Here is a 20,315-nt window from a genome sequence, read left to right as displayed (position 1 = left end):
GTCATTTCGACAAATCCTCCAGCGGCATCGATATTTCAGCGAACACGCCTTCGGGCCGGTATTCGTGGGTCACTTCGCTGGAGATGACCTTGGCCAGGCTGCGTCGGATCAGGATCGATCCGAAGCCTTGGCGTTCAGGCGGAGCTACCTTGGGGCCGCCGCTCTCGCGCCAGGTTAGCACAAGACGCCGCGCGCCTCTCTTGCCCAGGGTCTTCCAATCGAGATCAACCTTGCCCGAAGGCGCCGACAGCGATCCGTATTGCAGCGCATTGCTGGCCAGTTCGTGCAGGATCAGGCCAAGCCCGACCGCCTGGTCGGGCGAAAGCAGGAGGTCGGCGCCCGAGATCGTCATGCGCGGCTGCTGGACGCTGTCGAACGGCTTCACTTCGATCTGCACGAGCTCGCGAATGCCGATGCCGCGCCATTCGCGGTCGGACAGGAGGTTGTGGGCGACGCCGAGCGCCTGCAGCCTGGCGCCGAAAGCCTGGAGGAATTCGCTCGGCTGGCGGGCATGACGAACGGTCTGCGTTGCCAACGCCTGCACCGTCGCCAGCGTGTTCTTGACGCGATGGTTCAGCTCGCGCAGCAGCAGCCGTTGCCGCTCTTCGCCGAGCTTGCGTTCGGTGATGTCGTAATTGACGCCGAAGATCAGCGTCGGCTTGCCGTCGCCATCGCGCTCGATGACACGGCCACGCGTGGCGATCCATCGCGGCGGATCGAAGCCTTTGACGCGGTATTCGCCAAAATAGTCGTCGCTGCCGGTCAGCGCATCGCGAAAGCGCGTCTCCGTCTGGTAGACGTCGCGCGGGTCGATGGCGGTCAGGATGTCGCGCGCCCTGAGCCGGTTCGAGCGCGGCAGATTAAACAGCTCGGACAAGAGGACATCGCATTCGATCATGTCGGTGCGGATGTCCCACGCCCAGCTGGCGAGCGAGGCAGCGTCAAGGGCAATGGCACGGCGCTTCTCCTCACGCGCAAGCGCGGCCTCGGCTATGGCGGCGTCGCGGGTAGCGTCCTTCAGCGTAAACAGGCTGGCGGCAAGGCCGGCCAGCGCTTTGAGCTGTTCGAGCCTGGCGGCGGACGGAAATGCGTGCGGCTTGCGATCGAGTACGCAGAGCGTGCCGATCCGGGCACCGGCCACCACCATCGGCGCGCCGACATAGAAGCGGACATGGTGCGCGCCGGTGACCAGCGGATTGGCGGAGAAGCGAGGATCGAGGGCGGCATCGGTCACCACCAATGGTTCGTCGCCCGCAGCGATGGCATGGGCGCAGAAGGAAATGTCGGTCGCTATCTCGGCCTCATCCAGTCCGACACAGGATTTGAACCACTGCCGCTCGGCATCGAGCAGCGTGACCAGGGCGATAGGCGCCTGCATCAGCGCGGCGGCAAGTCCGCTGATCCGGTCGAAGTCAGCGTCCGCGGCCGTGTCGAGCGCGTCGAGGCCGTGCAGCACGGCCAGCCGGTCGGCATCCTCGACGGCGCGATGGACGCCGGCCGGCAGTGCCGGCATTTTCTGGACCCGCTTATCCACCACTCACCCAAATTCGCCGGCTTGCCGTCATTGCCGCCACGCGCTGTTGTCTCAGGAACTTTCGTAGCAGGGAATCGTTACCCGAAAATGCCTTGCCAGACGCCGATGCCAACCAACGGGGAGGCCAAACATGGCCAAGATCATTCCTGAAGACAAAGCCCGTCAAGGGCACTGGGGCCGTCATGGCTTGCGTATCTTGATCGCCGCGCTGCTTCTGGCTTTCATCGCCTGGGGCATCGCGGAAATCTATGGCGAGATGATCGACAAGACACAGACGGCCGAACAGGGTGAGCTTCCCAAAGGCTGAAGCCTGCAAATTAGTCGTGCCGGCCTGCATCACGCGGCCTTCGCTTGGGCAGTGCGCGCCGGAACGAGAACATTCAGTGCAGCGGGATGGATTTCGATCGTCGTTTCGCGGTCAAGTCGGACCAATTCGCCATCCATGACGGCGCGGTATTTCCTGGCCGCCGAGTGGATTTTCAGAACGACCCGGTCGGCCTGGTGGATTTCGACATGCTGGCTGGCACGCCACCTGCCGCGCGCGATGTCGAAGAGGAACCTGACCAGCTCGCCGCGCTGCTGCGCCACCGTGACGTAGATGCCGAGCACGCCACCGGCCGGATTGTCGGCATAGGGCAGGTGGCCCTCGCCAAACAGATTGTTGGTAACGCCGATACCGGTGGTGCGCGTCACAATCTCGGCCTCGCCGATGGCCAGCGTCACTTTCATTGCCGACGGATTCTTGATCGTCGCCCAGGCGGCTCGCGCGGAGGCCTGCATCTTTCCCAACCGAGAACGGAACTCCATGTTCTGGCGTAGCTGCACCATTTTGGCATGCATGCCGATCGAGAACTGATGCACGAAGGGCCGGCCGTTGGCGGTTGCCACATCGACCGCGATCACCTCGCCGTCGGCGAAGGATTTCACGGCCGCGTCAAGCGTCTGCGGGACGCCGAGCCCGCGCGCAAAAAGATTCATGGTGCCGGCCGGCAATATGGCAAGTGCCTTCTTCCCGCCCATCAACCGTGCTGCCGCAGCCGAAATGGTGCCGTCGCCGCCACCGGCCATCACAATGTCGACACTGCGTTTGGAAACAATGCTATCCAGCGTCGCCACGATGTCCTTGCCAGCAACGATGTCAATTTCGATGGAATGACCAGCGGCCTCCAGCGTCCGGCGCATCTGGTCCGAAAAGGCGGAAAGATCGGTGGTCCGCAAGGTGCCGCCGTCCCGGTTCAGCACCGCTGCAAATCGCATGCCCACTCCCTTTCGTTGGCGGCCGGCAGGCAACCCGCCAAGCCAGCCACATGCTGGAACGAAGTGGCTGAAAAAAGGTTCCGCAGGCCCAGGCGAATCCAAGAGCAAATTCTACTGGCCCGGCGCATGTTTAGGTCTGATTCAGCGCATTCTCCACGACGACGTTTTTTCGGAACAACAGCGTACTCACAACGTTGTGAACATGTAGAGATGCCGCGTCCTTCTCCGGCAGCGTTCGAAGTGGCGCGGCGTGCACAAAATCACGCATGAGGAGAGATGGTCATGGTTCGCACCCTTTTTGCCACTACGGCGCTCGCCACACTGATTGCCACGGGCGCTTATGCGCAGTCGGCGCCTGAGCCTGCGCAGCCACCCGCCACCCAAGAAGCCGCCCCGGTCGTGCAACAGGCCGAGGGCAGCCTTGCCACCAACATCATCGGTGAATCGGTCTACAATGGTACAGGTGATGACGCCCAGAATATCGGCTTGGTCAGCGATGTCGTGTTCGACGAAACCGGCCAGGCGAAATCCGCTGTCATAGGGGTGGGCGGTTTTCTCGGCATCGGCGCCAAGAACATCGCTTTCGATTATGGCAAGCTGCAATGGGTCGAAAGGAATGGCGACCGCTGGCTGGTCGCCCAGACGACAAAGGAAGAGTTGACGGCTCAGCCGGAATTCGACCGCAAGCCTTATGATCCTGCCCCCGTGGCTTCAACCGACGCCGCGGCGCCGGCAGCACCCTCGGCCTCCGGCGATAGTGCGCAAGGCGGACCGCCGGCGCCCGTCGACATGAATGCCGCACCGGCTGAACCGGTGAAGCGCGCCGAGGGCAATCTCGCCACCAACATCATCGGTGAGAGCGTCTATAACGGGACCGGCGACGATGCCAAGAACATTGGCGACGTCAACGATATCGTGCTGACCAAGGACGGCAAGGCCGAGTCGCTTGTCATCGGCGTCGGCGGGTTCCTCGGCATGGGCGAAAAGAGCGTCACTTATCCTTTCGACAAGGCTGCCAGGGCAGAGAAGAACGGCGATCGCTGGCTGGTGGCCGAGACCACCGAGGACGAACTGCGGGCGCAGCCGGACTTCAACCGCAAGGCCTATGATCCGGCCCCGGTGACCACGGCATCCAACGACGCTACAGCGCCGGCCCCGACGACTGCCGCTCCGGCCGATACCGCTGCTCCGGCCCCGATGGACAAGACGGCCGAGGCTCCGGCTGCGACAGCGCCTGATGCGAAAGCCACCGACCCGACTGAAACAGCGGCGATCGACAAGTCGACGCTGACCGAGATGCCAGCGGGCGAAATTCGCGGCGATGATCTGAAAGGCACCACCGTCTACGGCGCCAATGACGCCAAGGTCGGCGAGATCGGCGATGTCGTGCCGGCCCCCGACGGCAAGACCGACGCGGTGATCGTCGATGTCGGCGGCTTCCTCGGCATTGGCGAGAAAGAAGTAGCAATCGCCATGGACAACCTCAAATTCATGACCGACAAGGACGGCAAGAAATACCTCTACACGACCTTCACCAAGGAGCAGCTCGAAGCGCAGGCGGCTTATGACAAGGGCAGCTATGCCGAGAAGCGCGACCAGCAGCGGATGATTGTGCGGTAGGGGAATAGGAGTTGGGCAGTAGGCAGTAGGTACAAGGAAGAAGGCGTGTGGCAGTTGGTGCCATCTTGTACTTTTCCTACTGCCTACTGCCTACTGCCTTACTCACATATCCAACAACGCCATCTTCCGTCAGTTCTGCCAGCGCAAGCGACTGGTCGAGATGCTCGGCCCGCCAGGCGAGCAGCTTTTCGGCGAATTCCAGCCGAATCGACAGATGGGCGGGATCGGTGGCAAGATTGTTCAACTCGCTCGCGTCACGCTCCAGGTCGAATAGAAGCGGCGGCAGGCCGCCGCCGAAATGCACATATTTGAAGTTTTCGGTGCGGATAACGGCGAGGTTGCACTGGCGTGATGCGATGCCGAAATGCCGCTCGGCCTCACCTTCGGCAATCGAGCGGAAATCGAACTCCCAATGCGCGGCATCGCGCCAATCCCGAGGCGCCTCATTGTCGAGGAATGGCTTTAGCGAGTGTCCGTCGAGATGCGGCGGCACCTCCTCTCCGAGCAGGTCGAGCAGCGTCGGCAGTATGTCCACAGCCTCGGTGAAGCGATCGACGCCAGTGCCGGCGGCCTTGAGGCGGCGCGGGTCGCGGACGATCAGCGGAATGTGGTAACTGCCGTCGAAGAAACCGCCCTTGCCCAGCATGAAATGGTCGCCCATCATCTCGGCATGGTCGGAGGTGAGCACTATGATGGTGTCGTCCCATGCATCCGTCGCCTTGACCGCCTGCCAGATGCGGCCAAGCTGCGCGTCGACTTCCGAGATCATGCCGTAATAGAGCGCACGGATGCGGCGGAAATCGTCGTCACCCCAGTCGCGCACCTTGCCCTTGGCGCCCGGCCGGAACTTGGTCCGCTGTTGCTGGCTCATATCGTAGGCGACATAGGGGTGGCGCCTGGCTTCGGCCTGCCAATTTTCGGCACGACGGAAAGCCGGGCCATCGGCGGGATCATACATCGCGTTGTAAGGTTCCGGCACGATGAAGGGCGGGTGCGGGTTGATGAAGGAAAGATGCGCGCACCACGGCGTATCGCGCTCCTGTTCGCCAAGCCAGCGGACGAATTCGCCGGTCAGGAAAGCCGTGGGCGTCTCGTCTTTCGAATAGACTGGTGGTGCGTTGGTGACGGCGCTACTTGTGTCGCCTGCTTCACCCGCCGGACGATGGATGTCGGGAGAGCCGGCGCTGGCATCGACGCCGCGTAGTTTGAGCCAGGACAGCCATGGCTTCTGGTGCTCGGGCAGGAACTGGCGCACGGTGTAGCCGGGCAGCACGCCTTCATAGCTCCTCAGCGCCGGGTCGCCCGGCGCCAGGGTGCGCGGATCGAGCGACACGTCGGTGTAGCCGAACAGCGTCGGATCATAGCCGAGGCCGCGTAAGGACAGCGCGATATTGCCGTGACGGGCGTCGAGCGGCGTGCCATTGCGGCAAACTCGGTTGTTCATCTGGTAGAGGCCGGTGTAGAGGCAGGCGCGGGCTGGCGAACAGGGTGCTGCCCCGCCATAGTGGCGGCGAAACAACACGCCCTCGGCGGCCAGCACGTCGGCATTCGGCGTTCTCACCACCTTGTGGCCCGCAGCCGACAGGCAGTCGCCGCGCCACTGGTCGCAACTGATCAGGAGAATATTCGGGCGTCTGCCTTTTCTTGCCAATCGTCTGTCTCCTCATCAGGGGGCACGCCGCTCATGGAGCTGAATTTCGACGGAGATGCAACATCACCGCCTTTGCAGAATGGTGAACAAAAATCATCACGTTGTTCACTTTTAGCGCACAGTCCATTCTGTGTTTGCGGCCTTTGCCGCTGATGGGCGGATCCTCATATTGGGGTGGAACAGCGGCAAGGGCCGCATAAGGACAAAGGGAAGGAGCAAGAAATGCTCGACCAGATCAAGGGCTTGCATCACGTCACCTCGATGGCCAGGGATGCGCGCCAAAACAATGAATTCTTCACGAAAAAGCTTGGCCTGCGCCGGGTCAAGAAAACCGTCAATTTCGACGCGCCTGACGTCTATCACCTCTATTATGCCGATGAGGTCGGCACACCCGGTTCGGTGATGACCTATTTCCCATTCCCTAACATCGGCAAAGGCCGTCACGGCGTCGGGGAGGTCGGAACCACTGTCTATTCGGTGCCCGAGGGCACGCTTGGTTATTGGGAAAAGCGTCTTGCCGATGAGGGCGGCGCCGGTCTTTCGCGCGACGAGACATTTGGCGAGAAGCGCCTTGCCTTCGCCGGTCCCGACGGCGACGGCTTCGCGCTGGTCGAGGACAGGGCCGATAAGCGCGCGCCATGGGCAAAGGGGGGAGTTCCCTCGGATGAGGCGATCCGCGGCTTTCACTCGGTGTCGCTCAGGCTGAGGGATGGCGGCGCCACCGAAGAGCTCCTGAAATTCATGGGATATGAGGAGGTCGACAAGGCAGGCAGTGTCAGGCGGCTGGCGGTGAAGAACGGTAATGGCGCCGACGTTGTCGACATCGAAACGCTGCCGGGTGCGGGTTTTGCCAATCTCGGCGCCGGCTCCGTCCACCATGTCGCCTTTGCCGTCGAGAACCGCGCCAAGCAGCTCGAAGTGCGCAAGGCGCTGATGGACACTGGTTACCAGGTGACGCCGGTGATCGATCGCGACTATTTCTGGGCGATCTATTTCCGCACGCCGGGCGGCGTGCTGTTCGAAGTCGCCACCAACGAACCGGGCTTCGACCGCGATGAAGACACCGCCCATCTCGGCGAGGCGCTGAAGCTGCCGTCGCAGCACCAGCATCTTAGGCCCTATCTGGAACAGCATTTGCAGAAACTGGAAGACTGAGGATCAGGTCATGAGCAAGGACGCTTACATTCACAAGGTGCTGCCCGGTTCGCCGGGTGGGCCGCTGCTCTTCGTCTTCCACGGCACCGGGGCCGACGAGAGCCAGCTTCTGTCGCTCGGGCGCGATCTCGCGCCGCAAGCGACCATCGTCTCGCCACGCGGCGATGTTTCGGAACAAGGCGCCGCGCGCTTCTTCCGCCGCACCGGCGAAGGCGTCTACGACATGGGCGACCTGGCACGGGCGACGGATAAGATGGCCGGTTTCGTCAAGGCGCATGTCGAGGCGGCGAAGCCATCGGCAGTGCTGGGCCTCGGCTATTCCAATGGCGCCAATATATTGGCCTCGGTGGTGTTCGCGGCACCGTCACTGTTCGATGCGGCGGTGCTGATGCATCCGCTGATCCCGTTCGAGCCTGAGGTGAAGGGCAGCCTTGCCGGCCGCCGCATTCTGGTTACCGCAGGCCGGCGTGATCCGATCTGCCCGCCGAACCTGACATCGCGGCTCGAAGCCTATTTGCGCGCCGATGGCGCCGATGTCACAGTGGAATGGCACGACGGCGGCCACGAGGTGCAGTCGAACGAGATCGAAGCAGCACGGCGGTTCCTGTCCGCCACGCCGGCTGAAGGAGCGTAAGCGATGCCTGACCAATTGCCGGAGATCGAACTGGAAGACCGCGGCTCCAAGGGCCGCTATCTCCTGCGCGGGCCAGGTGGCGCCGAGGCGGAGATGACCTTCACCAAGATCGGCGAGCATCAGCTCATCATCGACCACACCGAAGTGCCGGATGCCTTTCGCGGGCAGGGTGCGGGGCTCCGTCTCGTCACCCGCGCCGTCGAGGACGCACGCGCGGCGGGCAAGAAGATCATCCCGCTCTGTCCGTTCGCCAACGCCCAGTTCCGCCGCCACCCGGAATGGGCCGATGTGCTGAAGCAATAGCAGGCGACGCCTGATGTGAACGACGACGCGTGATGTGAATGATGGGGAAGGGCGCACGGCTTTGTCGTGCGCCCTTCCTCAACCGTTCGGGACGTGCAGCCTCAAAAGCAATATTATTCTGGCATTTGCGCAGATCGCCCGTCTTGCCTAAGTAGGTATGTAGCCCGCCGAACGGGGTTACCGCCTGTTGCCGACCAACCAATCGAATGACCCCTTGATGACCGAAACCGACCTCGTTCCCGTCTTCGACGGTCACAACGACACGCTGCTCAGGCTCTACCAGTCGAAAGATGCGGATGTCGAAAAGCTCTTCATCGAGGGAACGCAGGGTGGCCATATCGACCTGCCGCGCGCGAAAAAGGGTGGATTTGCCGGCGGCATGTTCGCGATCTTCCCGCCGCCAGTCGAGAAATCGAGGCGCAGCGCGGTTCCGCCCGCACCAAGCGATACCGAACCTTTGCCGCCCGAGGTTCCCCACGCCGATGCGCTCGCTTCGACAGTCGCTATGGCCTCCATCCTGTTCAGGCTGGAACGCGCTTCGGCACTCACCATCTGCCGGAATGCCCGCGACGTGCGAGATGCGATGGCGCAGGGGTCGATCGCGGCCGTGTTCCACATCGAGGGGGTCGAGGCGATCGACACCGAACTGACGATGCTCGACGTGCTGCACGCCGCCGGCCTGCGCTCGCTCGGCATCGTCTGGAGTCGCCCGAACGCCTTCGGCCACGGCGTGCCGTTCCGCTTTCCGTCGTCGCCCGACACCGGGCCTGGACTGACCGATGCGGGCAAGGCGCTGGTCAAGGCCTGCAACAAGCTCAAGATCATGATCGATCTCTCTCATCTCAACGAGAAGGGGTTTCGCGATGTCGCCGAAATCAGCGATGCCCCGCTGGTCGCGACCCATTCCAATGTTCATGCGATCTGCGGTCACTCCCGCAATCTCACCGAATGGCAGCTCGGCGCGATCCGTGAGTCGGGCGGCATGGTCGGGCTGAATTTCGCCACCGGCTTCCTGCGCGAAGACGGCAGGATGAATGCCGACACCAGCCTCGACATCATGGTGCGTCATGTCGATTCCCTGCTGCAGGCGCTGGGCGAGGACGGCGTCGGCCTGGGTTCGGATTTCGATGGCACCATGATCCCGGCCGCGATTGGCGACGTCACCGGACTGCCGAAACTCATCGATGCGTTCGCCGCGCGCGACTTCGGGCGCGCGCTGATCGAGAAGATCGCCTATCGAAACTGGCTCGGCATGCTGGAAAGGACGATCGGGTAGATCGTCAGCCCTGCTTTGTTCGCTCGAACCGGTCGGCGTCCGCCGAGGTAGTCCTTCCGCGCCTTGCCGAGCCTTTGTGGCGCAGAAGCAACACTGAGTTGCATTCCTTTCATCGGTACGAATTCGCCATTTCACAATCCCATCAGCGTATCTACAATTGGGCAATAGCTGGGGGTTTACACTGATGAAATCGATTCTTCTCGCAACTGCGGTTGTGTTGGCCGCAAGCGGTAGTGCTTTTGCGGCAGATGCCGTGGCTGAACTTCCTGTTGCATCGACCTACAACTGGTCCGGCGCCTATGTCGGCCTGACGGCGGGTTACGGCTGGGGCGACAGCAAATTCAACGACGGCGTCGATTCAAACTCCTTCGATATCGACGGGTTCATCGGCGGCGTAACGGTTGGCTATAATGCCCAATTCCATGAGAACTGGGTTGTGGGTGTCGAAGCAGACCTGTCCTATTCCGACGTCAAGGGCAGCTTCGGTCCGGGTAACCTCGGCCAGCCGAACGGCGACGGCTGGAACTGTGGATCAGGCGCCTGCGTCACGAAAGTGGAATGGTACTCCACGGTGCGAGGCAGACTCGGCTACGCATTCAACAACATTCTCGTCTATGGAACCGGCGGCTTGGCTTTTGGTCGGGTCAAGTCCGGGATCAACAACTCTTCGGACTTTCAGGCAAGCGACACAAATGTCGGATGGTCGGCCGGTGGCGGTGTCGAATATGCGTTCAATCAGAACTGGACGGCTAAGGCCGAATATCTGCACGTCGATCTGGGGTGGACGGACGTCTCAAACGGCTTCTTCAAATCCGACGCCAAGTTTGACGCAGTCCGCATCGGTCTGAACTACAAGTTCTGACCTTCGACACGACAGTTTTGGGGGCTACTACCCGAAACCCATGCGCTTCAGCCAGTCCTGGCCGACGCCGCGATCACGGACGATCGGCAGCGGATCGGTGGAGTCCAGCCGGGCGCAGATGCGGTAGACTTCGAGCGTTTCGGCACTCATTTCGCCGCGCTTGTAGAAGAACATCGCCGCGGCATAGCGCGTGCGGCCCGACCATTTTTCACCGAGCGGCGTGTTAACCAGTTCCCACTGCTCGGTGGCTTCCCCACCAACGTCGTGTTTGCCTGCCTCGTCCGTCATGGTCAGAAATCCGCCGGTGGATTGGCGGTGCGACGGTCGAGCTTGATGAACGGCCGCGGCACCACCTTGGCCCGCTTCATCAGCCTCTGGTATTGCAGCTCGCGCATGGCGTAGATCTCGACCCAGAGGTCGTCGACCATCGTATCGCCGAACGGCCGCGCCAGCGAGGCGATGGCGATGTTGCGCTTGGCCATTGGCGACCACATGGCGGCGCTGACCAGCCCGACCTCCTGGCTCTTGCGATGATAGACGATGGCGTGCTCGGCCGGGATGTTGCCCTCGATCTCCAGCCCGACCAGCACATGCCGCAGTTTCCGCTTTGCCCGGGCTTCCAGGATGGCGCGACGGCCGTTGAAATGGCCTTTTTCCAGGTCGATCATGAAACCAAGCCCGATCTCGTCTGGCATGCGCAAGCGGTCGGCGCGGATGGCATGCTCGGAAGTGACGAAGTCGGCATTGGCAACGATCAACCCTGCTTCGAGACGGGCACGGTTGAGTGCCGTGTAGCCGATGGCGCGGATGCCGCGCAGTTCGCCCGCCACCATCAGCCGGTCCCACAAGCTGATCGCCTGCTCAGCCGGTGCGAACAGTTCGTAGCCGAGATCGCCGGTGAAACCGGTGCGCGAGATGGTGACCGTGCCACCACCGAGCGGGAACTCGGCGAGGTCGAAAATCTTCAACCGCTCGACGCCGGCAAAGCCGGCATCGCGCAGCACGGCAAACGAAGTCGGGCCCTGCAGCGCCAGACCGGCGATGGCCTCAGTCTCTTCCTCGACCGTGACGTCGAACCCAATGGCGCTGTCGAGCAACCAGGGCAGATGCCGCTCCTGCGAGCACAGCCGAAAGCGTGTTGGCGACAATCGGAACAAGGTGCCGTCATCGAGGACGAAACCCTCGTCATCGCACCAGGCGGTGTAATGGACGCGGCCGGGCTTGAGCTTGGTCACGTCGCGTAGTGTGACACGGTTGAGGAAGGCTTCGGCGTCCTTTCCCTCGATCCGGTATTTCGTCATCGGCGAGATGTCGAACAAAGCGGCCTGGCTGCGGATGGCGAAATATTCGAGCTCCTCGTCCCACAGTGAGTGCGGGGCGCGATAGCCGGCCCAATTGTACCAGTCGTTGGTGCGGGCCAGAACATCGATGCGCGGCTGGAACGGCGTGCCGAGCCGCAGCGTCCGGAAATGGGATTGGGCTGCGGTGCGGGCCGGGCTCGTCGGCGCGCTGGATTTCTTTTTTATCGCCTGTGCCATGGCCTAGCCCTTCATCGCGATGATGCGTCTTGCGGCATTTAGCCCCGGCGCACCGGAGACGCCGCCACCCGGATGCGAGCCGGCGCCGGCAAGGAACAGCCCTTCGACCGGTGTGTCGTAGCCCGACCAGCCGGAGACCGGTCGCGACATCAGCATCTGGTCGGCCTGCAACTCGCCGTGATGCCAGTGGCCGCCGGGCATCCGGTAGCGTGTCTCGATATCGGCCGGCGTCAAAAGCTCGGCATGGAGCACCGTCTTGCCGATCCTAGGTGCATAAATCTCGAGCTGAGCCATGATTGCTTCGAGGAATTTCGGCTTGCCCGCGCTCCAGCCTTCTTTCAGCGCATAGGGCGCGTATTGCACCACCGCCGACAGCACGCAGGCGCCTTGGGGTGCCAGCGACGGATCGGCGAGACTCGACAGCGTGATCTCCATCACCGGTTCAGGTGAGAATTCGCCGTATTTCGATGGATTGAAGGCGCGCTCGACATGGTCGGGCGAAGGTGCGATGACCAACCGGCCCTTGTGGCCGGCGGCATCGACGCCGGTGAATTCAGGCTGCCGATCGAGCGCCAGATGAAGCTTCGCCGCATCGCCCTTCATGCGGATGTGTTTCACCTTGCGCACGAAGCCGGTATCGATCTCGCGCGGCCCGACAAGGTCGGCAAAAGTGGTCGCCGGATTGATGGCCGAGACGATCGTCCTGGCGCGAATTTCCTCGCCATTGTCGAGCGTAACGCCGACAGCGCGGCCCTTCTCGACGATGATCTTCGCCACGGGTGCCGCCGTGCGGATGGTCGTCCCGGCCTTTTGCGCCGCCGCGCGGATGGCGGCGACGACCGCGCCCATGCCGCCTTTCGGCAGTATCTGCGTGCCGACAACACCAGCGGTTTCGCCTGCCAGCCGATAGTAGAGGCCGAGCAGCGAGGTCGGCGAACGCGGGCCAAGATGGCTGCCCAGCGTGGCGTCGAAGGCGAGCAGCCCCTTCAGCCGGTCGTCGGCAAGCTGCTCGTCGAGCAGGTCGGCGACGTTCATCAACAGCACGCGCAGGAAGTCGCGCATGTCCTCCTTGCCGAGTTTCTTCAGCGCCAGCGCGGTCTGGCCAAGTGCTGTCGTCTCGGCCAGCGACATGCCGCTGAGATCGGGGGGGCGGCGCGCTAGAAACGGTTTCAGGATGCCGGCACAGCGCAGCAATTGAGCGCGCAACTCTTTCCAGGCGGATTGCTCCGACGGGTTGGCGCCGGTCAGCACTTCGCCATAGGCGCCGTGCAGGACAAGCGGCGGACCGTTCGTCGACAGCGCCACCGACGGTACGAAATCGCTGCGCGCGAATTGCAGCCCGTGCTTCTCCAGTTCCAATGTCTTCACGACATCAGGGTGGAGCCGGTTCAGCAGGTGGGCGACCGAGGAGACGCGAAAGCCGGGTGCGAATTCCTCGGTGCGCGCCGCGCCGCCGACGTCGCCAGCGGCTTCCAGCACCAGCACCTTGCGGCCGGCTTTCGCCAGCGTGGCGGCGGCGACGAGGCCGTTGTGGCCGCCCCCGATGACAACAACATCAAATGACGTCATGGGCCGGGCTCATATGCTGAGTTGGCTTGGCGAGGTCGCGCAGGATTTCGGCCGCGGCATTGCGGCCGGGTGCGCCCATGACGCCGCCGCCGGGATGGGTCGACGAGCCGCACATATAGAGCCCGCCGACCGGCGAGCGGTATTGCGCGTAACCCGGCACCGGTCGGTTGAACAAAAGCTGGTCGAAGGTCAGTTCACCCTGGAAGATATTGCCTTCGGTGAGGCCAACCTCGGCCTCGATCTCACGCGGCGTGCGCACTTCCATATGGACGATGCGGTCGCGGAAGCCCGGCGAGTACTCGGCTATCTGCGAAATCACGCTTTCGGCGAAGCCGTCGCGGTCGGCATCGGTCCAGTCGCGGCCATTTACCTTCGGTGGTGCATATTGGACGAAGCAGCTCATGAAATGCTTGCCGGGTGGCGCCATGGTCGGGTCGAGCGTCGTGGGGATGACCATGTCGAGGAAAGGGTCCGCCGACCAGCGCCCGGCCTTCCAGTCGTCATAGGCGCGCTCCATGCGCTCCATCGAATCGGTGAAATGCATGTCGCCGCGATAGACAGGCGAATCCTTCGGCAACTCCGGGAATTCGGGCAGCGAATCGAGCGCGATGTTGATCTTGCCCGACGAGCCGCGGATCTTGAAGTTCCTGACCCGGCGCAGGAAGATGTCGGGCAGTTCCTTTTCCTCGACCAGCTTGAGGAAGGTGCGTTTCACGTCGGCGTTGGAAACGACGAGCTTGCCACAAATCTCCTCGCCATCGGCAAGGACGACGCCTTTGGCCTTGCCGCGCTGGACCAGCACATGGCCGACCTCGGCGCTGGTGCGGATGGTGCCGCCAGCGGCCAGGAAGGACGCGGCGAGCGCCTTGGTGACGGCCCCCATGCCGCCGCGCGCATAGCCCCAGGCGCCGACCGAGCCGTCGACCTCGCCCATATAGTGGTGCAGCAGCACATAGGCGGTGCCCGGCGACATCGGTCCGAGTGCGGTGCCGATGATGCCGGACAGAGCGAAATTCGCCTTGATCACGTCGGTCTCGAAATATTCGTCGAGGAAGTCGGAGATCGACATGGTCCAGAAGCGCAGCGTCAGCGCCATTTCCTCGGCCGACAGCCCGGCGAATTTTTTGCCGAGATAGAGAAGCTCGCCAAGGTCGCGTGGCCGCAAGCTGGTCGGGTCGGGCGCGGTGCGCATCAGCAGCGGCTGGATGAAGCGGCATTGCCGCGTCACGTCGCGGGCGTAGCGATCATAGGCTTCGGCATCGCGCCTGGAGAAGCGGGCGAACTCGCGCCGATGGGCATCGTGGTCGCGGTAGTTGGCGAGGTAGTCGCCGTCGCGGGTGAACACCGCGCCGCCTTCGTAAGAGATCACCTGCAGGCCGAAGCGCGGCAGTTCGAGGTCGCGCATGATCTCGGGGCGAAACAGCGAGCAGACATAGGAGCAATTGGAATAGAGGAAACCGGGCGTCAATTCGCGGCTGGTGGCGGCGCCGCCGACCCAGTCGTTCTTTTCGACGACCAGCACGTCGAGCCCGGCGCGCTGCAGGTAGCAGGCATTGACCAGTCCGTTATGGCCACCACCGATGACGATCGCATCCCAAGCCTTCATATGCGCCCAGCTTTCATCGCGACCTGCCCTTCATTTTTGCGTGATCCGCTTCCCGGATGTGTGGAATTTGGCATGGCAGCCGTCATTTTGTCCAGCCATTCTGAATGAATGTTCAACAAATGATATTGCGTTTTCCCTGACATGCGCTAGGCTTTGGCAATATTCGGAAGTGGGTTTTCGAGGGTTGGGGCCGAGGTCTGATGATCGAAACGGCGGACGCCGAGCCGGAATATGACGAAAACGCCATCCGCTTCCTTGAGGCGCTGTGGGGCGACGGTTATCTATCGCCCGGCGGACCGGATGAAGTCGACCGCGTGATCGAAGGCCTCTCGCTCAAGGACAAGACAATCCTCGACATAGGCTGCGGCTCGGGTGGCATCACGCTGCATCTGGTCGAGCGCCATGGTGCTGGCCACGCCACCGGCTTCGATGTCGAGCGGCCGGTAATCGAGACGGCCAGGCAAAGGGCGGCCGCACGCGGGCTGTCCGATCGCGCCAATTTCGTCCAGGCGCCGCCCGGGCCATTGCCCTTCACCAATGCTTCATTCGATGTCGTCTTCTCCAAGGACGCGTTGCTGCATGTGCCCGACAAGGATGGGCTGTTCGCCGAGATATTCCGCGTGCTGAAACCGGGCGGTGTCTTTGCCGCTTCGAACTGGATGATCTCGCATGACGGCGAGCCTTCGACCGATATGAAGGCCTATGTCGCCGCGGAAGGCCTGTCCTTCGCCATGGCGTCGCCGGCGCGCTATGCGCAAGCGATGCGCCGCGCCGGCTTTGCCGACGTCAGCGTGCGTGACCGCAATCCCTGGTACCGCGAGGTCGCGCGGGAGGAACTCGTCCGCCTCAAGGGTCCGCTCTATGCCACGGTCGCGGCTGCGGTCGGGGCGGCCTATGTCGACAAGAACATACGAACCTGGGAAGCCATGCAGAAGGTGCTTGACAGTGGCGAGCACCGTCCCACTCATCTTCGCGGTCGAAAGCCGGCTGGATAGCCGGCGATGCTGGAGATCATCACGCCCATGAAGACAGCAGAGGCCAGGGAAGCCGTCCTTGAGTCGGCGCGAAAAAGCGAGACCGAAAAACGCGGCCGCAAGGCGTCGAAGGAAGTCAGGCAGCTGCAACTGATCGAGGCGACGATCGATTCGCTGGCCAAGCGCGGCTATTCGGAGACGACGATGGCCGATGTCGCCGATGGCGCCGGCCTGTCGCGCGGCATCGTCAATTTCCATTTCGAGAGTAAGGAGAAGTTGCTCGTCGCCACGCTGGCATACATGGCCGACGAATACGCCGCGCACTGGCGCGCGGCCCTCACCAAGGCCGGCGACGATCCCGCCCGCCAGTTGCGGGCGCTGGTCGCCGCCGATTTCGACCGCTCGATCTGCAACAAGCGCAAGCTGGCCGCCTGGTGCGCCTTCTGGGGCGAAGCCAAGTCGCGCCCGACCTATCAGGCGCTGTGCGGCGCGCGCGACGCCGCCTATCAGAAGATCTTCATCGACCTTTGCGCGACGCTCAAAGAGAGCGGCGGCTATGCCTATGAGCCGCAGGTGATGGCGCTGGCGCTCAGCGCCATGCTGGAGGGTCTGTGGCTGCGGCTGATGATGGGTACCGAGGACGTCACCCGCGAAACCGCTTTGCAGGCGGCGAACGAATTCCTGTCGGCGGCATTTCCAAAACATTATCCGTGGGCCAGTGGCTCCAAGCCGGCCTGAAACAAAAACCAAAAAGAGGATGGAACAGCAATGAAGACAATGACCCGACGCCTGACACTGACACTGGCGCTGACTGGTGTGCTGGCGGCTTCGGCCGCCGCGCTTGCGGTCGCCGCGGACAAGGACCTGATCATCTTCGACTGGTCCGGCTATGAGGACCCAAGCTTCCACCAGAAATATGTCGAGAAGAATGGCGATTCGCCGACCTTCACCTTCTTTGGTGACGAAGACGAGGCGTTCGAAAAAGTCCGTTCCGGCTTCAAGGCCGATCTCGGCCATCCCTGTTCGCAGAGCGTGGTCAAATGGCGCGAGGCCGGTCTGCTGCAGCCCCTCGATACCTCCAAGATCACCAGCTGGAAGGACCTCAATCCCGGCATCATGGCGATGAAGGATCTCGCCACCACAGCCGATGGCAAGGCATGGTTCATGCCCTGGGACTGGGGCAATACCCAGCTCACCTACAATTCCGACAAGGTAGACGAGAAGAACGTGCAGTCGCTGAAGGCTTTCGCCGACCCCAAATTCAAAGGCAAAGTTTCCATCGGCGACAATGTCGACGACGCCTATGCCCTGGCCAGCCTCGCCATCGGGCTCAAGGACTGGACCAAGATGACGGACGACCAGTTCAAGCAGGCGTCGGACTTCCTGCGCGAGGTGCACAAGAATGTGCGCTCCTACTGGACCGACTCCACTGACATCGTCCAGCTGTTCAGCGGCGGCGAGGTCGATCTCGCCTGGGCATGGAATGATGCGACAGTGCAATCGGTCGCCGCCGGCGTGCCGATCAAGGCCAAGAAGGACACCGACGAAGGCATCTCGACCTGGGTCTGCGGCTATGTGCTGTTCAAGGATGCTCCCGACAATACCGACAAGGCCTATGACTACCTGAACGCCATCAACGATCCGGAAGTCGCCAAGGTGCTGGTCAAGGACTGGGGTTACGGCCAGGCCAATGCCAAGGGCATGGAAGGTGTCGACCAGGCAGTGTTGAAGGAGAAGGGCTATGACGATGTGCAGAAATTCGTCGACAAGACGCTGTTTCAGTCGCCGGTGCCCTCCGAGCTCAAGCTCAAGATGATCGCCGAGTTCGAGAAGATTAAAGCCGGCTATTGAGCCCTGTCTGGCTTGACCCGTCCGCCTGCCAATATGGTGGGCGGACGGGCTCGCCAAAGCTTGGGAATTCTCCTAACCTCGCTGGATATTGTTTGCGACGGGGGAATTTCCAGCCATGAAGTCCATGCTTCGCAACCTTGCCATCGCCGCCGCATGCACGATTGGCGCTGGCGCTCATCTTGCATTTGCGGCAGGCGGCGGCGACCTCGTCGTGTTCGACTGGTCGGGCTACGAGGATCCGTTGCTGCATCCCGCCTACACCAGCAAATATGGCGCTGAACCGACCTTCGCCTTCTTCGGCGACGAGGACGAAGCCTTCCAAAAGATGCGGGCCGGCTTCAAGGCCGATATTGCGCATCCCTGTTCGCAAAGCGTGGTGAAGTGGCGCGAGGCGGGGATGCTGCAGCCGCTCGACCCGTCCAAAATCACCGGGTGGAAAGACCTCAATCCCGGCATCATGGCGATGAAGGATCTTGCCACCACCGCTGACGGCAAGGTCTGGTTCATGCCCTTCGACTGGGGCAACACATCGCTGCTCTACCGCACCGACGATGTCACGGCGGAAGAGGCGCAGTCGCTCAGGATCCTCGCCGATCCGAAATTCAAGGGGCGCGTCACCATTGGCGACAATGTCGACGACGCCTACGCACTGGCAAGCCTGGTCATCGGTCTCAAGGACTGGACCAAGATGACCGACACGCAGTTCAAGGAGGCGTCCGATTTCCTGCGCCAGGTGCACAAGAACATCCGCTTCTACTGGACCGACGACACCGACATCAACCAGGCCTTTTCAGGCAATGAAGTCGACCTCGCCTGGGGCTGGAACGAGACTTTCGTGACGCTCAAGGGTCAGGGTGTGCCGATCGAAATGAACCGCAACACCAAGGAGGGTATCTCGACCTGGGTGTGCGGCTATGTGCTGATGAAGGATGCGCCGGGTAATTTCGACCAGGCCTATGATTTCCTGAACGCGGTCAATGCGCCAGATGTATCGGGCTATATGGTCACGACGTTCGGCTATGGCCACGGCAATGCCGCCGGCATGGCGGCGATCGAGCCCAAGCTGCTGGCCGAGCGAGGCTTCGACAATCTCGACAAGTTCCTCGACAAGACCCTGTTCCAGCAACCGGTGGCGCCGGAGCTCAAACAGCGGATGATCGAGGAATTCGAGAAGATCAAGGCCGGCTATTGAAGCGCGGAACTGAAAGAGCCGATGTCGTCATCGTCGGCGCCGGGTTCACCGGCCTGTCGGCGGCGCTGGAGCTGAAGAAGGCCGGCATCAATTTCCTGCTGCTTGAAGCGCGCGACCGTGTCGGCGGACGCGTGGAGTCCAGACGCAATGGGCTTGGCGAGCGCATCGACAGCGGCGGCCAGTTCCTGTGCGAGGACATGCCGGAACTGATGGCGCTGGTTGAAGCACGCGGCAAGACGCTTATCGAAACCTATGTTGAGGGCGAGTTCGTCACCCAGCCACGGATGAGCGCGCACCAGGGCGAGCGAATCTTTGTTGCCTCGATGGCGATCCGCGACCGGATGAATATGATCGCGCCGGACGATCCCGATATCGTTGGCCTGACCGTTGCCGCATGGCTCGAGCGCCAAAGCGATCCGGGGGAGGTCAAAGCTGCATTCCGTTCGATGATCGAGGGCCTCTGGTGCCAGGCGCTCGAAAAGCTGCCGCTGTGGCATCTGATCGACAATGACCGCCGCATCACCAACGAGGCGCCGGAGCTGCAATATTTCGTTCGCGAAACCATGCACGCGCTGGCAGATGATATGGCTAGCGATCTCGGCCGCCGCCTGCGATTGAATGCAGCGGTCGAAACCATCGAGAACGGGCCGGAAGGGGTTCGCCTCGTCACGGCGGCAGGCGCGGTCGAGGCACGGGCTACCTTGGTCGCGGTTCCGCCAGTAATGGCCTCGAAGCTGGATTTCCTGCCGGCGCTGCCGGCTGCCCTGGAAAGAGCGCTCGGCGTCTGGCAAAGTGGCGCGGTGGTCAAAGTGCTGGTGCGCTATCCCACGGCGTTCTGGCGCGCCAGGGGCCTGAGCGGCATGGTGATGTGGCGCGACCTGCCGGGTCTGTTTGCCTGCGATGTCAGCAAGGATGGCGACCATGCGGCGCTGGTCGTCTTTGTTGGCGGGCCATTGGCGTTACGCTGGCGTGAACTCGGCGATGCCAGATTGCGCGGCGAACTAACGGCAAGGTTGAAGGATGCGCTCGGCGCCGAGGCAGCCGGCATCACCGATCTCAGCTATCGCGATTGGACGCATGATCGCTGGAGCGGTGGCGCCTATGGCGACCTCATCGTCGACGCGATGGCGACGGATGCTGAAAAGGTCATCCTGGCTGGCGCATCGCCGGTCCATTTCGCCAGTTCAGAACTGTCGCCGTCATTTCCTGGCTATGTCGAGGGCGCGATCGTGGCGGGGCGGATCGCGGCGCGAAAGATCATTGCGGACTTTCTTGGCTGAGCATGATCTTTTC

The 20,315-nt window shown here is 62.4% G+C and carries 19 protein-coding genes; 12 read left to right on the top strand and 7 right to left on the bottom strand.

Annotated elements, in window-relative coordinates:
* Position 1 precedes the first annotated feature (1 nt).
* Positions 2-1,513, bottom strand: a complete 1,512-nt coding sequence (locus OHD62_RS14025; protein ID WP_263783389.1) for a sensor histidine kinase — start codon at positions 1,511-1,513, stop codon at positions 2-4.
* Between the two features lie 151 nt (positions 1,514-1,664).
* Here OHD62_RS14025 and OHD62_RS14020 point away from each other — a divergent pair, with 151 nt between their 5' ends.
* Positions 1,665-1,841 carry a hypothetical protein gene (locus OHD62_RS14020; protein WP_263783387.1) on the top strand — a complete coding sequence of 59 codons (177 nt, stop codon included), beginning with the start codon at positions 1,665-1,667 and terminating at the stop codon, positions 1,839-1,841.
* A gap of 29 nt (positions 1,842-1,870) precedes the next feature.
* On the opposite strand, the gene OHD62_RS14015 is transcribed toward OHD62_RS14020, so the two are convergent.
* Positions 1,871-2,791, bottom strand: a complete 921-nt coding sequence (locus OHD62_RS14015; RefSeq protein ID WP_263783385.1) for a diacylglycerol/lipid kinase family protein — start codon at positions 2,789-2,791, stop codon at positions 1,871-1,873.
* Between the two features lie 282 nt (positions 2,792-3,073).
* Between OHD62_RS14015 and OHD62_RS14010 the strand changes: the two genes are divergently transcribed.
* A complete protein-coding gene (locus tag OHD62_RS14010) occupies positions 3,074-4,411 on the top strand; it encodes a PRC-barrel domain-containing protein (protein ID WP_263783383.1) in 1,338 nt (445 codons plus the stop codon).
* A 76-nt stretch (positions 4,412-4,487) separates the two neighbouring features.
* Here OHD62_RS14010 and OHD62_RS14005 read toward each other — a convergent pair whose 3' ends face one another.
* Positions 4,488-6,062 carry an alkaline phosphatase family protein gene (locus OHD62_RS14005; RefSeq protein ID WP_263783382.1) on the bottom strand — a complete coding sequence of 525 codons (1,575 nt, stop codon included), beginning with the start codon at positions 6,060-6,062 and terminating at the stop codon, positions 4,488-4,490.
* 222 nt (positions 6,063-6,284) lie between these two features.
* Here OHD62_RS14005 and OHD62_RS14000 point away from each other — a divergent pair, with 222 nt between their 5' ends.
* The 5 genes from OHD62_RS14000 (at position 6,285) to OHD62_RS13980 (ending at position 10,292) form a co-directional block, all read left to right on the top strand.
* The gene (locus tag OHD62_RS14000) at positions 6,285-7,217 is read left to right on the top strand and encodes a VOC family protein (RefSeq protein ID WP_263783381.1); all 933 of its coding nucleotides are present in this window, start codon (positions 6,285-6,287) and stop codon (positions 7,215-7,217) included.
* A 10-nt stretch (positions 7,218-7,227) separates the two neighbouring features.
* The gene (locus OHD62_RS13995; RefSeq protein WP_263783379.1) at positions 7,228-7,851 is read left to right on the top strand and encodes an alpha/beta hydrolase; all 624 of its coding nucleotides are present in this window, start codon (positions 7,228-7,230) and stop codon (positions 7,849-7,851) included.
* A 3-nt stretch (positions 7,852-7,854) separates the two neighbouring features.
* The gene (locus tag OHD62_RS13990) at positions 7,855-8,154 is read left to right on the top strand and encodes a GNAT family N-acetyltransferase (RefSeq protein ID WP_263783377.1); all 300 of its coding nucleotides are present in this window, start codon (positions 7,855-7,857) and stop codon (positions 8,152-8,154) included.
* Positions 8,155-8,371: 217 nt separating this feature from the next.
* Positions 8,372-9,430 carry a dipeptidase gene (locus OHD62_RS13985; protein ID WP_263783375.1) on the top strand — a complete coding sequence of 353 codons (1,059 nt, stop codon included), beginning with the start codon at positions 8,372-8,374 and terminating at the stop codon, positions 9,428-9,430.
* A 184-nt stretch (positions 9,431-9,614) separates the two neighbouring features.
* The gene (locus OHD62_RS13980; RefSeq protein WP_263783374.1) at positions 9,615-10,292 is read left to right on the top strand and encodes an outer membrane protein; all 678 of its coding nucleotides are present in this window, start codon (positions 9,615-9,617) and stop codon (positions 10,290-10,292) included.
* 27 nt (positions 10,293-10,319) lie between these two features.
* Here the strand turns inward: OHD62_RS13980 and OHD62_RS13975 are convergent, their stop codons facing one another.
* The 4 genes from OHD62_RS13975 to OHD62_RS13960 are packed head-to-tail and all read right to left on the bottom strand — an operon-like array spanning position 10,320 to position 15,005.
* Positions 10,320-10,580 carry a hypothetical protein gene (locus tag OHD62_RS13975; protein WP_263783373.1) on the bottom strand — a complete coding sequence of 87 codons (261 nt, stop codon included), beginning with the start codon at positions 10,578-10,580 and terminating at the stop codon, positions 10,320-10,322.
* 2 nt (positions 10,581-10,582) lie between these two features.
* Positions 10,583-11,830 (bottom strand): aminomethyltransferase family protein, encoded by a 1,248-nt coding sequence (locus tag OHD62_RS13970; RefSeq protein WP_263783372.1) that lies wholly within the window; start codon positions 11,828-11,830, stop codon positions 10,583-10,585.
* Positions 11,831-11,833: 3 nt separating this feature from the next.
* The gene (locus OHD62_RS13965; protein ID WP_263783371.1) at positions 11,834-13,399 is read right to left on the bottom strand and encodes a phytoene desaturase family protein; all 1,566 of its coding nucleotides are present in this window, start codon (positions 13,397-13,399) and stop codon (positions 11,834-11,836) included.
* Positions 13,386-15,005, bottom strand: a complete 1,620-nt coding sequence (locus tag OHD62_RS13960) for a phytoene desaturase family protein (RefSeq protein WP_263783369.1) — start codon at positions 15,003-15,005, stop codon at positions 13,386-13,388. Before OHD62_RS13960 ends, OHD62_RS13965 begins: the two co-directional genes overlap by 14 nt.
* A 200-nt stretch (positions 15,006-15,205) precedes the next feature.
* On the opposite strand from OHD62_RS13960, the gene OHD62_RS13955 reads away from it, so the two are divergent.
* The 5 genes from OHD62_RS13955 to OHD62_RS13935 all read left to right on the top strand — a co-directional run bounded on the left by OHD62_RS13955 (position 15,206) and on the right by OHD62_RS13935 (position 20,302).
* Positions 15,206-16,000, top strand: a complete 795-nt coding sequence (locus OHD62_RS13955) for a class I SAM-dependent methyltransferase (RefSeq protein ID WP_263783368.1) — start codon at positions 15,206-15,208, stop codon at positions 15,998-16,000.
* A 6-nt stretch (positions 16,001-16,006) separates the two neighbouring features.
* On the top strand, positions 16,007-16,717 hold the full coding sequence (betI, locus tag OHD62_RS13950) for a transcriptional regulator BetI (RefSeq protein ID WP_263783366.1): 711 nt from the start codon (positions 16,007-16,009) through the stop codon (positions 16,715-16,717).
* A gap of 30 nt (positions 16,718-16,747) precedes the next feature.
* Positions 16,748-17,830, top strand: a complete 1,083-nt coding sequence (locus OHD62_RS13945) for an ABC transporter substrate-binding protein (RefSeq protein WP_263783364.1) — start codon at positions 16,748-16,750, stop codon at positions 17,828-17,830.
* Between the two features lie 115 nt (positions 17,831-17,945).
* The gene (locus OHD62_RS13940; protein WP_263783363.1) at positions 17,946-19,022 is read left to right on the top strand and encodes an extracellular solute-binding protein; all 1,077 of its coding nucleotides are present in this window, start codon (positions 17,946-17,948) and stop codon (positions 19,020-19,022) included.
* A complete protein-coding gene (locus tag OHD62_RS13935; protein WP_263783362.1) occupies positions 19,019-20,302 on the top strand; it encodes a flavin monoamine oxidase family protein in 1,284 nt (427 codons plus the stop codon). The genes OHD62_RS13940 and OHD62_RS13935 overlap by 4 nt, the downstream gene beginning before the upstream one ends.
* Positions 20,303-20,315 lie beyond the last annotated feature (13 nt).

Origin of the sequence: Mesorhizobium sp. YC-39, assembly GCF_025753795.1 — a bacterium.
GTDB lineage: Bacteria > Pseudomonadota > Alphaproteobacteria > Rhizobiales > Rhizobiaceae > Mesorhizobium.
This window is presented reverse-complemented; position numbering and strand designations above follow the sequence as displayed.